The organism is Leifsonia sp. Root1293, assembly GCF_001425325.1.
Lineage (GTDB): Bacteria > Actinomycetota > Actinomycetes > Actinomycetales > Microbacteriaceae > Orlajensenia.
In genome coordinates this window covers 1,066,879-1,079,573 of record NZ_LMEH01000001.1, presented here as the reverse complement: position 1 = coordinate 1,079,573, position 12,695 = coordinate 1,066,879, and the positions used below count along the sequence as shown (strand labels likewise).

General features: G+C 68.2%; 15 protein-coding genes, 1 tRNA gene and 1 riboswitch. Of the genes, 12 read left to right on the top strand and 4 right to left on the bottom strand.

Annotated elements, in window-relative coordinates; all coding sequences use genetic code 11:
• Nucleotides 1-13: 13 nt before the first annotated feature.
• The 12 genes from ASC59_RS05015 (at nucleotide 14) to ASC59_RS04960 (ending at nucleotide 10,453) form a co-directional block, all read left to right on the top strand.
• A complete protein-coding gene (locus tag ASC59_RS05015; protein WP_055819029.1) occupies nucleotides 14-1,045 on the top strand; it encodes an ABC transporter ATP-binding protein in 1,032 nt (343 codons plus the stop codon).
• Between the two features lie 44 nt (nucleotides 1,046-1,089).
• Nucleotides 1,090-2,274: an ABC transporter substrate-binding protein gene (locus ASC59_RS05010; RefSeq protein ID WP_055819027.1), complete on the top strand. Its 1,185-nt coding sequence runs from the start codon at nucleotides 1,090-1,092 to the stop codon at nucleotides 2,272-2,274.
• Nucleotides 2,275-2,281: 7 nt separating this feature from the next.
• Nucleotides 2,282-3,205: an ABC transporter permease gene (locus ASC59_RS05005; protein WP_055819024.1), complete on the top strand. Its 924-nt coding sequence runs from the start codon at nucleotides 2,282-2,284 to the stop codon at nucleotides 3,203-3,205.
• A 13-nt stretch (nucleotides 3,206-3,218) separates the two neighbouring features.
• Complete coding sequence (locus ASC59_RS05000; RefSeq protein WP_055819020.1) at nucleotides 3,219-4,019, top strand: ABC transporter permease; 801 nt, start codon at nucleotides 3,219-3,221, stop codon at nucleotides 4,017-4,019.
• 64 nt (nucleotides 4,020-4,083) lie between these two features.
• Nucleotides 4,084-4,728: a hypothetical protein gene (locus ASC59_RS04995; RefSeq protein WP_055819017.1), complete on the top strand. Its 645-nt coding sequence runs from the start codon at nucleotides 4,084-4,086 to the stop codon at nucleotides 4,726-4,728.
• 91 nt (nucleotides 4,729-4,819) lie between these two features.
• The gene (locus ASC59_RS04990; protein WP_055819014.1) at nucleotides 4,820-6,040 is read left to right on the top strand and encodes a DNA polymerase IV; all 1,221 of its coding nucleotides are present in this window, start codon (nucleotides 4,820-4,822) and stop codon (nucleotides 6,038-6,040) included.
• A gap of 63 nt (nucleotides 6,041-6,103) precedes the next feature.
• Nucleotides 6,104-6,460 (top strand): hypothetical protein, encoded by a 357-nt coding sequence (locus ASC59_RS04985; protein WP_055819011.1) that lies wholly within the window; start codon nucleotides 6,104-6,106, stop codon nucleotides 6,458-6,460.
• 71 nt (nucleotides 6,461-6,531) lie between these two features.
• Nucleotides 6,532-6,641, top strand: a riboswitch (TPP riboswitch).
• A gap of 39 nt (nucleotides 6,642-6,680) precedes the next feature.
• Nucleotides 6,681-7,346: an ECF transporter S component gene (locus tag ASC59_RS17145; protein ID WP_235492575.1), complete on the top strand. Its 666-nt coding sequence runs from the start codon at nucleotides 6,681-6,683 to the stop codon at nucleotides 7,344-7,346.
• Entirely contained in the window at nucleotides 7,343-8,833 is a 1,491-nt protein-coding gene (locus ASC59_RS04975; RefSeq protein WP_200942330.1) for an ABC transporter ATP-binding protein, read from the top strand. The genes ASC59_RS17145 and ASC59_RS04975 overlap by 4 nt, the downstream gene beginning before the upstream one ends.
• Nucleotides 8,830-9,627, top strand: a complete 798-nt coding sequence (locus ASC59_RS04970; RefSeq protein WP_055819008.1) for an energy-coupling factor transporter transmembrane component T family protein — start codon at nucleotides 8,830-8,832, stop codon at nucleotides 9,625-9,627. The genes ASC59_RS04975 and ASC59_RS04970 overlap by 4 nt, the downstream gene beginning before the upstream one ends.
• Nucleotides 9,620-10,183, top strand: coding sequence for an ATP-binding protein (locus ASC59_RS04965; protein ID WP_235492574.1), 564 nt, complete (start codon nucleotides 9,620-9,622; stop codon nucleotides 10,181-10,183). The genes ASC59_RS04970 and ASC59_RS04965 overlap by 8 nt, the downstream gene beginning before the upstream one ends.
• A gap of 18 nt (nucleotides 10,184-10,201) precedes the next feature.
• Nucleotides 10,202-10,453, top strand: coding sequence for a hypothetical protein (locus ASC59_RS04960; RefSeq protein WP_055819005.1), 252 nt, complete (start codon nucleotides 10,202-10,204; stop codon nucleotides 10,451-10,453).
• A gap of 96 nt (nucleotides 10,454-10,549) precedes the next feature.
• Here ASC59_RS04960 and ASC59_RS04955 read toward each other — a convergent pair whose 3' ends face one another.
• From ASC59_RS04955 to ASC59_RS04940, 4 genes are all read right to left on the bottom strand, one after another.
• Nucleotides 10,550-11,803, bottom strand: a complete 1,254-nt coding sequence (locus ASC59_RS04955) for a D-alanyl-D-alanine carboxypeptidase family protein (protein ID WP_055819002.1) — start codon at nucleotides 11,801-11,803, stop codon at nucleotides 10,550-10,552.
• A 55-nt stretch (nucleotides 11,804-11,858) separates the two neighbouring features.
• Nucleotides 11,859-12,206 carry a metallopeptidase family protein gene (locus tag ASC59_RS04950; protein WP_055818998.1) on the bottom strand — a complete coding sequence of 116 codons (348 nt, stop codon included), beginning with the start codon at nucleotides 12,204-12,206 and terminating at the stop codon, nucleotides 11,859-11,861.
• Between the two features lie 12 nt (nucleotides 12,207-12,218).
• Nucleotides 12,219-12,521: a hypothetical protein gene (locus ASC59_RS04945; RefSeq protein ID WP_157487919.1), complete on the bottom strand. Its 303-nt coding sequence runs from the start codon at nucleotides 12,519-12,521 to the stop codon at nucleotides 12,219-12,221.
• Nucleotides 12,522-12,591: 70 nt separating this feature from the next.
• Nucleotides 12,592-12,664 (bottom strand) — tRNA-His (locus ASC59_RS04940).
• Nucleotides 12,665-12,695: the final 31 nt, after the last annotated feature.

Here is a 12,695-nt window from a genome sequence, read left to right as displayed (position 1 = left end):
CGAGGAGGCTTCGGTGAACGCAGTTCCGGCCATCCGCTTGAGCGGATTGACGAAGGAGTTCGGCGGCGTGACGGCCGTCGACGGCGTCGATCTCGACATCGTCGAGGGTGAGTTCTTCTCGATGCTCGGACCGTCGGGCTCCGGCAAGACGACGGTGCTGCGGCTCATCGCCGGCTTCGAGCAGCCCACGAGCGGGTCGGTCGAACTCTTCGGCCGCGACGTCACCGTCGCTGCTCCCTTCGACCGCGACGTCAACACGGTCTTCCAGGACTATGCGCTCTTCCCGCACATGTCCGTGGTCGAGAACGTCGCGTACGGGCTGCGGGTGCGGGGGATCGGCCGGCGCGAGCGCACCGAGCGCGCCCGCGAAGCCCTCGACAAGGTGCGGCTGGGCTCGTTCGCCGATCGCAAGCCCTCCCAGCTCTCGGGCGGCCAGCGCCAGCGCGTCGCCCTCGCACGTGCGACCGTGGTGCAGCCCAAGGCGCTGCTGCTCGACGAGCCCCTGGGCGCACTCGACCTCAAGCTGCGCGAGCAGATGCAGGTCGAGCTCAAGGAGATCCAGCGGGACCTCGGTATCACCTTCATCTTCGTCACGCACGACCAGGACGAGGCGCTCACGCTGAGCGACCGCATCGCCGTCTTCAACGAGGGGCGCATCGAGCAGCTCGGCACCCCGTTCGAGATCTACGACGCCCCTGTCTCGCGATTCGTCGCATCCTTCGTCGGCACGTCGAACCTCCTCGATGATGCAGCATCGCAAGCACTCCTCGGCCGGACCGGCGTGCACTCCATCCGCCCGGAGAAGCTCGCCGTCCTGGCTCCGGATGCCGCGACCCCGGGCGTCGCGGGCACCGTCGCCGAGGTCATCTACTCCGGCAGCAGTACCCGACTCATCGTCGACCTCGACAGCGGACAGCAGCTCACGGTCCTCGAGCAGAACGACCGCTCGCGCCTCGCGGACGACGCCCGCGGCGACCGTGTGCAGGTCGCCTGGAACGACGCGGATGTCGTCGCTCTGAACGCGCCGGCCGCATCCGTCGCCTGAATCACGCCGATCAACCCAGCAGCACCCAACCAGAGGAGAAAGCAATGAAGCGCACCACAGCGCGGACGAGCAGGGCCGTCATGTCCGGCGTCGCCCTCGTATCCGCAACATTCCTGCTCACAGCGTGTGGCACCAGCAGCGGAGGAGGCACGACAGCGGAGGCGCCGACGAAGCTCGGCGACACCGAGGGCGCCGTCTCGATCCTGGCCTGGCCCGGCTACGTCGAGGACGGGAGCAACGACCCGGAGGTCGACTGGGTCAGCGCCTTCGAGGAGCAGACCGGCTGCATGGTCACGAGCAAGACCTACGGCACCTCCGACGAGGCATTCAGCCTGATGAAGACCGGTGACTACGACGTCGTCGCGGCCTCGGGAGACGCCTCCCTCCGGCTCGTCGCCGCCGACACCGTCGCGCCGGTGAACACCGACCTCATCGAGAACTACGACGGCATCTACGACTTCCTGAAGGACCAGTCCTGGAACAGCGTCGACGGCGTCTCCTACGGCATCCCGCACGGCTACGGCGCCAACCTGCTCATGTACAACACGGAGGAGGTCACCCCTGCTCCCACCAGCTGGGACGTCGTGTTCGACGAGTCCAGCCCGTACAAGGGCAAGGTGACGGCCTACGACTCGCCCATCTACATCGCGGATGCAGCCGTCTACCTGATGGCCCACGAGCCCGACCTCGGCATCGAGAACCCCTACGCGCTCGACGAGAAGCAGCTCGCCGCCGCGGTCGACCTGCTCAAGGAGCAGCGCGTGAACGTCGGTGAGTACTGGTCCGACTACCTCAAGGAGATCCAGGCGTTCGAGACGGGCGACACCGTCGTCGGAACGACGTGGCAGGTCATCAAGAACTCCCTCGCCGCCGACACCCCGGCCGAGGTCGTACTTCCCGATGAGGGAACCACGGGATGGTCGGACACCTGGATGATCGCGTCGAAGGCCAAGAACCCGAACTGCGCCTACGCCTGGCTCGACTACATCGCCAGCCCTGAGGCCAACGCCCAGGCCACCGAGTACTTCGGGGAGGCCCCGTCGAACCAGGCGGCGTGCGAGTTCCGCTCCGAGGGATCGTGCGAGGCGTTCCACGCCGGCGACGAGGAGTACGCGTCGAAGATCTGGTACTGGTCCACACCCATCGAGAAGTGCCTCGACGGACGCACCGACGTGACCTGCACCGACTACGCGGCGTGGACCTCCGCGTGGCAGGAGATCAAGGGCTAGTCATCACGTGACAACCACCAGCACCACACCACCCGTCCGGGCCGCCGTCGCACCTCCCCGTGCGACCGCGGCCCGGAAGGGCTCCGCCGTCCTCAGCCGGCATCCGCGGCTCAGGCTCGGTCTGCTGCTCAGCGCGCCGCTCGTCTGGCTCGGCCTGGTCTACATCGTGGCGCTCGTCGCTCTGCTGATCACGGCGTTCTGGAGCGTCGACAGCTTCACCGGCGAGATCAGCCAGACCTGGACCCTGGACAACATCGTCGCCGTCGTCACGGGCTCGCTCTACCAGACGGTGACGCTGCGTACCGTCGGTGTCGCCCTGGCCGTGACGATCATCGACATCGTCATAGCCCTTCCCGTTGCCTTCTACATGGCGAAGGTCGCGTCTCCCCGGATGCAGCGCGTGCTCGTGATCGCCGTTCTCACCCCGCTCTGGGCGAGCTATCTCGTCAAGGCGTACGCCTGGCGGTCCGTGCTCTCGCAGGACGGCATCCTGAACTGGCTGGTGACCCCGTTCGGTGGAAGCACCCCGGGCTACGGATTGCCCGCCGTCGTCATCACGCTGTCCTACCTCTGGCTGCCCTACGTGATCCTGCCCATCTACGCCGGGCTCGAGCGCGTGCCGGACTCGCTGCTCGAGGCATCGGGCGACCTCGGTGGCAAGACCTGGTCGACGCTTCGCCTCATCGTGCTCCCGATCATCTGGCCGGCCATCATCGCCGGATCGATCTTCAGCTTCTCGCTGTCGCTCGGCGACTACATCACGGTGAACATCGTGGGAGGCGCCAACCAGATGCTGGGCAACCTCGTCTACACGAACGTGGGCGCCGCGAACAACCTCCCGCTGGCCGCAGCCATCGCCCTCATCCCGATCGTCATCATCTTCGGCTACCTCGCCCTCGTGCGCCGCACGGGTGCCCTCGACAACCTCTAGAAAGACGAGACGGATGCGCCTCTCCCGCCCCGCCCGCACCGTGCTGGGCGCCGTCACCGCGATCGTTCTGGTCGTGGTGTACGTGCCGCTGCTGGTGGTGTTCGTCAACTCGTTCTCGACGAGCACGAGCCTCAGCTGGCCACCTCCCGGCTTCACGCTCGAGTGGTGGGGCAAGGCATTCCAGAGCACCGGGGCCTTGAACGCCGTGCTCACGAGCGTGCAGGTCGCGATCGTCGCCACGGTCATCGCCCTCGTGCTCGGTACTCTCATCTCGCTGGCGTTGCAGCGCTTCGAGTTCTTCGGACGCGACGCCGTGAGCCTGCTCGTGATCCTGCCGATCGCGCTGCCCGGCATCATCACGGGTATCGCGCTGAACAACTTCTTCCGCACGATGATGGGCGTGCCGCTCTCGATCTGGACCGTGGTCATCGCACACGCCACGTTCTGCGTCGTGACGGTGTTCAACAACGTGATCGCGCGCCTCCGCCGTCTCGGCACCAACTTCGAGGACGCGTCGTCGGATCTCGGTGCCGGCATCTGGACCACGTTCCGGCTGGTCACCTTCCCGCAACTGCGGTCGGCCCTGTTCGCCGGCGGGCTCCTCGCCTTCGCGTTGAGTTTCGACGAGATCATCGTGACGACATTCACGGCAGGATCCGGGGTCACGACTCTGCCCATCTTCATCCTCGACAACATGTTCCGGCCGAATCAGGCCCCCGTCGTGAGCGTCATCGCGGTGGTTCTCGTCCTGGTCTCGATCCTCCCGATCTACTTCGCGCAGCGCCTGGCCGGATCGGAGAGGTCCCTGAAGTGACAGCCACCTCGCAGCCCGGCATCCGTAGGCTGGAGCTCCACTCCTCACGAACAGGACGCATCCCATGGGACTCTTCGACTGGTTGACCGGCAACACCGCATCGAACACGCCCGACCGGGGATCGTCGTATCGGCCCGGCTCCCAGGGCCCGTCGACGAACGCCGCACGCTCCGCCGATGAGATCGCCATCGAGCGCTACCGCTACCTGCTGCGCACGGCTCCGCCGGAGACCATCGAGCAGGCTCACGCCGAAGCGTTCGCGAGGCTCACTCCCGCCCAGCGCGCGCAGGTGTTCCAGGAGTTGAGCACCTCGGCCGCGCCCGGCGATGCTCCGCTGTCCGACTCCGCCGACTCGCTGGCGCGGTCGGCCACCCGGTCGGAGCTCCGCTCCCCGGGATCGGTGGAGCGCACCTTCTCCCAGCGCTCGGGCGGAGCCGGCTTCGGCGGGACGTTCGCGAGCTCCATGCTCGGTACCGTTGCCGGCTTCGTCATCGGATCGGCCATCGCCAGTGCCTTCCTCCCCGACGTCGGCGGCATGGACGCTGCAGGTTCTGACGCCGGCGATGGCGGGACGGATGCCGGTGCCGGAGGCGATGCCGGTGGTGCGACGGATGGCGGTGGCTCGGTGAGCGCGGACGGTGGCGGCTGGGACGGCGGAGGCGACTTCGGAGGCGGCGGCGACTTCGGCGGCGGCGACTTCGGCTTCTGATCCGCATCCCGCGACACGGCGTCGCGTCGGTGTGGTCGGTGTCGTCGATGCGGGGTGCCGGTGTCGCTCACTGCGGCTACCCTCGTGAGTGATGAGCAAGCAGGACGGCCGTTCCCGGCAGGTGAACTCGACGCCCGTCGACGACACCGGCGCGACGATCCTGCACGTCGACATGGACGCCTTCTTCGTTTCGGTGGAGTTGCTCAGCCGGCCCGAGCTCCGGGGGACTCCCGTCATCGTCGGTGGCATCGGGCCGCGTTCTGTGGTCTCTGCGGCCAACTACGAGGCTCGTCGCTACGGGGTGAACTCGGCCATGCCGATGTCGCTGGCGCTCCGCCGCTGCCCGAACGCCACGGTGCTGCCCGGCAACTACGAGCTGTACTCGAAGTACTCCAAGCAGGTCCTGGCCATCTTCGAGGACGCGACCCCGCTCGTGGAGCCGCTCTCGATCGACGAGGCGTTCCTCGACGTGGCCGGTGCGCGCCGCGTGCACGGTTCGCCGAGCGAGATCGCCCAGATGATCCGTCAGCGGGTCGAAGCCGAGACCGGACTCACCTGCTCGGTGGGCGTGGCCGGATCCAAGTACGTCGCGAAAGTGGCCTCCAGCCGCGCCAAGCCCGACGGCATGCTGGTCGTTCCCGTGGCGGAGACGCAGTCGTTCCTGCGTCCTCTGCCCGTCGGTGCGCTCTGGGGCGTCGGGCCGACAACGGAGGAATCGCTGCGCCGGCTCGGTCTGGCGACGGTCGGCGACGTGGCAGACACCCCGTACGACGTGCTGCGCTCGACGCTCGGCGAGGCGCTGGCAGCCAAGCTGCATTCCCTCGCGAACGGCATCGACCCGCGGACGGTGTCGACTCACCGCGAGGAGAAGAGCATCGGGCGGGAGGTCACGTTCAGCTACGACGTCACCGACGAGGCGGAGATCCGTCGTGCCATGCTTCACCAGGCCGACGACGCCGCCGCGCGCCTGCGTGCGGCAGGGCTGGTGGCCCGCACCGTGGTCCTGAAGCTCCGCTACACCGACTTCAGCACCGTCACCAAGTCACGCACTCTCGCGGAGCCCACCGACGTCGGACGGCGCATCTACGAGGAGGCCACGGCAGCATGGGACGCGCTCGGCGCTGCGGGCAAGCGCATCCGGCTCATCGGCGTGCGCGTCGAGCAACTGGGAGAGAGCGGCTCCGGACTCAGCCTCTGGGATCCCGACGAGGACTGGCGTGACGCGGAGACCACCATCGACGAGGTCGCGGCGCGGTTCGGCAAGGGCAGCATCCGTCCGGCGGCACTTCTCCGGCCCAGGAAGCCGCTCTGAGGTCCGACGCAGATTCCCCCGACTGCCCTACCGCCCCAGGGGAGGGCGGGGTAGCGTGAATCCATGACCAACCTCGTTGCACAGCTCGCTGATTCGGCCAAGGACTTCGGAGTGCAGGCGGCCTACGGGTCTCCTGTCGAACTCGGAGGCTCGACCATCGTCCCGGTCGCCATCGTCTGGTACGGCTTCGGCGGTGGCAGCATCGACGAGGCGACGGGCCACTCCAAGGTCGCCAACCTCAAGGGCGTCGGTTCCGGCGGCGGCGGAGGGGGATACTCCATCCCGATCGGCGCCTACATCAGCCGGGGGAGCAGCACCCGCTTCGAGCCGAACACCATCGCGCTGCTCACTGTCGGCGTGCCCTTCGTCGCCGTCGCGGGCTGGGCGCTGCGCCGGATCATCCGCGCGCTCAAGCACTGACCCGCTTCCCGCGCTGGAGACGTCGCGAGACTGCAGCCTGACGCCACCGCAGCACGCGTGGGTCTAGACTCGGTCTCGAACACGGGAGTCCGGTATGCCGGGCTGAGAGGAAGGTTCTCAACCTTCGACCGTCGAACCTGATCTGGATCATGCCAGCGCAGGGAGGCAGATCATCTCAATTCCCGTGCCCTCTTTTCCGCTTCAGCGAAAGGGCACGACAGTGCAGAACACGAACAGCACCATCTCCGACGTCGACTCGACGAGGTCGACCCGCACATCCCGACCGGGTCGTTTCCGATGGAGGGTCGTCGACATCGTCGTCGCCAGTGTCATCGGCGTCGCGTCTGGGGTCATCTTCTGGGCCTGGGGCCTCGCGTGGACCCCACTCTCGGGAGTTCTCGCCTTCACGCCGGGGCTCGAGGGCCTGCTCGCCGGCGGATGGCTCTTCGCCGGGGTGCTCGGCGGGCTCGTCATCCGCAAACCGGGTGCGGCGATCTACACCGAACTGGTGGCAGCCGTCGTGTCGATGATCATCGGAACGCAGTGGGGCTTCTCCACACTCATCTGGGGTCTCATCGAAGGCCTCGGAGCCGAGATCGTCTTCGCCATCTTCCTGTATCGCAGCTTCAGCCTGGGTGTCGCCCTGCTCGCCGGCGCCGGAGCGGGTGTGGCCGTCGGCCTGCTCGACACGACGTTCACGAGCTACGCCGCCCTCGAGCTGCAGTACAAGCTCGTCTACATCGTGTCGGCCGTGGTCTCGGGCGTCGTCCTGGCCGGACTGCTCTCGTGGTTCGCGATGCGGGGTCTCGCACGCACCGGTGCGCTCAGCAGGTTCGCGGCGGGCCGGGAGACACGATCCATCGAAACGGATGCCGCCGCGCTGTGACGAGCCGATCCGGAGCCCGCGTGACGGCGGACGGATGGGGGTGGCGTCATGCCGGCCGCCGTTCGCACGCCGTCTCGGGGCTCGACCTGGTCATCGAGCCGGGGGAGCGGGTTCTCCTCCTCGGCCCGTCCGGTGCGGGAAAGAGCACGCTGCTCGCGGCTCTGGCCGGGGTGCTCGGCGGCGACGACGAGGGTGAGGAGATCGGCCGACTCGCGATCGACGGGGCGGATCCGCGTGACCGGCGGGGCCGCGCCGGGCTCGTGCTGCAGGATCCGGACTCGCAGTTGGTGCTGGCGCGCGTGGGTGACGACGTCGCCTTCGGATGCGAGAACCTCGGAGTTCCACGCGACGAGATCTGGCGACGCGTCGGCGAGGCACTGGACCAGGTCGGACTCGAGCTGCCCCTCGATGCCCCGACCTCGGCGCTCTCCGGTGGCCAGAAGCAACGGCTGGCCCTGGCCGGCGTGCTGGCGATGCGCCCGGGCCTCGTGCTGCTCGATGAGCCGACGGCGAATCTCGACCCCGACGGCGTGCGCGAGGTTCGGGATGCCGTCGAGAGGTCCATCGCCGGCTCCGGCGCGACGCTCATCGTCGTGGAGCACCGGGTGGACGTCTGGCTGCCGGTCGTCGACCGGATGATCGTGCTCGATCCGGCCGGAGGCCTGCTCGCCGACGGCTCGCCAGACGCCGTGATGGCCGCACAGGGTGAGCGCCTCGCCGCCGCCGGCGTGTGGGTCCCTGGTCGTCCTCCCCGCGCACCGGTGCGGCGGCGCGCATCCGGGCCTGCGGCATCCGTTCTCACCGTCGCCGATCTCGCCGTCGGACGAACGCCGTTCGCCTCTCGACGGCCGGAGATCGCGGCCTCCGGCATCGGATTCGGTGTGGCAGCCGGGCGGGCTCTCGCACTCACCGGCGCGAACGGCTCGGGCAAGTCCACCACGGCGCTGACGATCGCCGGACTGCTGGCGCCGGTCTCGGGCTCCGTGCACGCGAACCCGGTGCTCGCGGCGGGTCTGGATGCGTCGCCGCACCGCTGGCGCAGTCGTGAACTGCTGCCGCGGATCGGCACGGTGTTCCAGGACCCGGAGCATCAGTTCCTCGCACCGACCGTGCGTGCTGAACTGCTCGTCGGACCGCGGGCGCTCCGACTCGATGCGGCCACGGCGACGGCACGGGCGGACGGGTTGCTCGAACGGCTGAGACTGAGCCGTCTCGCCGAGGCGAACCCCTTCACGCTCTCCGGTGGGGAGAAGCGCCGGCTCTCCGTGGCCACAGTGCTCGCGACGGTGCCCCGGATGCTCGTGCTCGACGAACCCACATTCGGACAGGACGCGAACACGTGGGCAGAGCTGATCGCGCTGCTCGCCGACCTGCTCGACGACGGGACCGCCGTCGTCGCCGTCACCCACGACCAGCATGTGGTCGATGCCATAGCCGACGCCGAGTTCTCGTTCACGTCCGGCTCGATCGCGGAGGTGGCGCGGTGAGCCTTCTGACTCCGACGATCAGGCCCAGCCTCGTGGCGCGCATCAACCCCGTCGCCAAGCTTGCGGCCGCCCTGCTCATCAGCATCACGCTTCTGCTCTCGATCGACGTGGTGTCCGCCGCCGTCGCGCTGGCGCTCGAGGCCGTGCTGCTCGGCTTCGCCGGTCTGAGTGCTCGTCAGTTCTGGCTCCGCACGTCTCCGCTCTGGATCGCTGCACCGCTGGCCGGACTCACCACGGTGCTCTACGGCGTCGACTCCGGTGCCGTTCTCTGGCAGTGGGGATTCATCACGGTCACAGAGGGCTCGCTCGGGCTCGGCCTCGCGATCATGCTGCGTGTGCTGGCGATCGGGCTGCCGGGCATCGTGCTGCTCGCCACCACCGACCCCACCGACCTCGCCGACGGCCTCGCCCAGGTGGTGCGGCTGCCCTCCCGTTTCGTGCTCGGGGCCTTGGCCGGGCTGCGGCTCGTCGGCCTCGGCATCGAGGACTGGCGCTCTCTCGGCCTCGCACGTCGGGCGCGGGGGGTCGCGGATGCGCGGGGCCCCGTCGGCGCTCTTCGCCGCTTCGCGGGTCAGGCGTTCGCCATGCTCGTGATCTCGGTGCGGCGAGGCAGCAAGCTCGCGACGGCGATGGAGGCCAGGGGATTCGGCGCCGACGACGTCGAGCGCAGTTGGGCCAGGCCATCGACGTTCGGCGGGCGTGAAGTGGTCCTGGTGATGATCGGGGCCGCCATCGCCATCCTGGCCGTCGCCGCGGCGGTCTGGGCTGGCACCTGGAGCTTCGTCCTTGCCTGAGTGGGTCGACCCGAGTGCGGCGCTCGAGCACGTGCTGGATCGGGTGGCGACGGCACAGCATCCGGTCACGGTGCTCATCGACGGACCGAGTGGGTCGGGGAAGTCGACCTTCGCCGACAGCCTCCGAGGCGCATGGCGCGACGCCGCGAACAGGCCCGTCCTCGTGCGGCTCGACGACATCTATCCGGGCTGGTCGGGCTTGGGTGCCGCCTCTGCCGCTGTCTCAACGGAGTTGTTGGCTCCGCGATCAACGGGGCGTGCTGGTGGGTGGCGGCGCTGGGACTGGACACGCGATGCTCCAGCCGAGTGGCACGAGGTGCCGGCGTCCCGATCGCTCATCGTGGAGGGCTGCGGCACTCTCACGGCCACCGGTGCGGCGCTGGGCAGCATCGGGATCTGGATCGAGGCATCGGATGCGGTGCGCAAACGCCGTGCGCTGGATCGGGATGGCGGGGCCTTCGACGCGCACTGGGACGAATGGGACTCCCAATGGCGGCGGTACGTGGAACTGGAGCATCCGTCAACCCGTGCCGACGTGCGAGTGCGCAGCGACTGAGACGAGTAAGTTGGAGGGATGACTACACCAGACGTCTCGTACATCGCCGAGTTCACCGACGGACCCCTCGAGGGCGAGGTCGAGACCCGCGTCCTCATCGGCGGATCCGCCGAGAAGCGCATCGGCATGGTCGCCGCCGTCGACGGCCTGGAGTCGCTGTTCTGGTACGACGCCGGAGACGAGCGTCAGGTCAACGACCAGCTGCACGTGCGCTACACCTTCGACTCCGGCGACTCCGACCCCGTCGAGTCCGAGGACGAGACCTTCTGAGTCTGATGCGATGAGCCGACCAGCCGATCAGCCGATCTCGTGATCGGCTGGTCGGCTGTCGCGCGATCGCGGCAGTCGGCCTGAATGTGGGCGCCTCTACTGCTCCGCGGCTTCGGAGCCAGACGTCTGCGACTCGATGAGCGACTGCACCATCGGGATCGGATTCATGAGCCTCCAGCCCAGGCCGGGATCCCGGATGGGCTTCGAGAGCTTCAGGGCCACGGATGCCGCCCCGTCGCCGACGCGCACGTGACCGACGAGCGCGCCCTCCGACTTCGTGCTGAACTCGTCGACCTCGACGGTCGTCGATGACGAACCGGACTTCCAGGCGGACCTCGTGACGGCCTTGCCGGTGACTCCGTCGGCCTGGGCGCCCCACGGCGCACGGAAGTGGACGTAGGCGGTGGACTCGGAGATCACGTCGACGGGTTCCGCGCTCGTCTCGGCGCTCTCCGCGAATGCGGCGATTCCGCTCGCCAGGGTGTCGTAGTCGGGCTGGCGGATGAAGGCGCCCGAGACTGTGACGGCTGAATCACCCTCTCCGATTGTCTTCGTGAACAGATAGCAGACGCCTGCGGGGTCGGTGAAGCTCCGCGAGATGCCGAACACGCCGAGGTCCGAGAAGAAGTCTGTCGTGTTCTCCACCCCGCGGGCATTGACCAGGGCGGTGGCTGGCTTCGACAGGATGTCGTGCAGGGTCGGCTGCTCGCTCAGGAGCGCGCCGAGCACGGCGGCGTCGGATGCTGTTCCGACAGTGTCGCCGCTGAGGCCCGTGGCGTCGGCGACTGTGGTGTTCTTCATGCCGTTCTTCGCGAGCCACGCGTTGGCGGTCTCGACGTAGGCGTCGACAGATCCGAACGCCCACCGCACGAGGGTGTCGGCGTGGTTGTTGCTGGAGCCGAGCAGGACGGCCTGCAGCACCTGCTGCTCCGTCCACTTCTCGCCGCGGAAGACGGGGAGGGTGCGTGCGCCCTCCTTGCTGTACTCGATGTAGCCGGCGTAGTCGGCGGTTGCGATGGTGATCTTGTCGCCGGCCTTGCCGACCGCCAGGGGCTTCTCCTCGATGGTGACGAGCGCGGCGATCACCTTCGCGATGCCGGCGATCGGAACGGCATCCGGCGTTCCGGCGACTGCGAAGGGCGTGCTCTCGCCGACGGCGATCACCGCACTGGCTCCGTCGGACGGGAGGGTGGGTGGCTTCGCGTCGGATGCGGGATTGGCGGGGCTGAGCACCTCGGCGGTCACAGCCGGGAGCGGTGCCAACAAGGTCACCGGGCCGTACACGCCGATCCCGAGGATGACGACCACGCCGATGAGGATGCCGAAGAATCGGCCGGGGCGGAAGTCCATGCCATCAGGTTAACCCGGCGCATCGGTCTCGGCCGACCGCCACACTCTGCGGAGGTCAAGCCCAGCCGAGGTCGTGCAGGCGGTCGTCGTCGATTCCGTAGAAGTGAGCGATCTCGTGCACGAGGGTGATGTGGATCTCGTCGCGGAGCGCGTCCTCGTCGTCGCAGATCGCGAGCAGCGGCTCGCGGTAGAGGATGATGCGATCGGGCATTTCGCCGAAGCCGTACTGGCCGCGCTCGGTGAGAGCCACGCCGTCGTAGAGGCCGAGGAGGTCGAGCGAGCCGTCTTCGGGGCGGTCCTCCACGACGAAGATCACGTTGTCGAGTCCGTCGACCATGTCGTCGGGAAGCTCGTCGAGCTCGTCGATGACGAGCGCTTCGAATTCCTCCGCGTTCAGTTCCATGGGCTCATCGTGTCATGCAGCCACGAGGGCGCTGCCGATCCACCACAGGGCTATCGACAGCACGATGGCGGCGAAGGGGGCGACGATCCCGCTGCGGTCGCGAACGAGCATGATGATCCCGACGATGACACCGGCGATGGCGGCCAGGATCGGGCCGTAGACGCCGAGAACGAATCCGATGGTGTTCGGACTGGAGTCGAGCGCCCAGAGCAGTCCGGCGGAGAAGAAGGCCAGGGCCAGCGCGATCGAGACGAGCATCAGGAGCACTGTTACGGCGATGTCCACGACTCGCGCCGTGCTGGTGCGGTTCGCCACGTCGGCCTCCATCCACATCCACGTTCTCAACGTATGGGAAAGGCCCCGGATCTCTCCGGGGCCTTCACTGGGTGAGTAACGGGGCTTGAACCCGCGACCTCCTGGACCACAACCAGGCGCTCTACCAACTGAGCTATACCCACCATGCGCCTGCCGACGAGCTCCGGAAGACCG

Coding starts and splice junctions, on each gene's coding strand:
- ASC59_RS05000 (WP_055819020.1), top strand. CDS start 3,219: ATGCGCCTCTCCCGCCCCGCCCGCACCGTGCTGGGCGCCGTCACCGCG.
- ASC59_RS05010 (WP_055819027.1), top strand. CDS start 1,090: ATGAAGCGCACCACAGCGCGGACGAGCAGGGCCGTCATGTCCGGCGTC.
- ASC59_RS04955 (WP_055819002.1), bottom strand. CDS start 11,803: ATGGACTTCCGCCCCGGCCGATTCTTCGGCATCCTCATCGGCGTGGTC.
- ASC59_RS04960 (WP_055819005.1), top strand. CDS start 10,202: ATGACTACACCAGACGTCTCGTACATCGCCGAGTTCACCGACGGACCC.
- ASC59_RS04995 (WP_055819017.1), top strand. CDS start 4,084: ATGGGACTCTTCGACTGGTTGACCGGCAACACCGCATCGAACACGCCC.
- ASC59_RS04985 (WP_055819011.1), top strand. CDS start 6,104: ATGACCAACCTCGTTGCACAGCTCGCTGATTCGGCCAAGGACTTCGGA.
- ASC59_RS04950 (WP_055818998.1), bottom strand. CDS start 12,206: ATGGAACTGAACGCGGAGGAATTCGAAGCGCTCGTCATCGACGAGCTC.
- ASC59_RS04990 (WP_055819014.1), top strand. CDS start 4,820: ATGAGCAAGCAGGACGGCCGTTCCCGGCAGGTGAACTCGACGCCCGTC.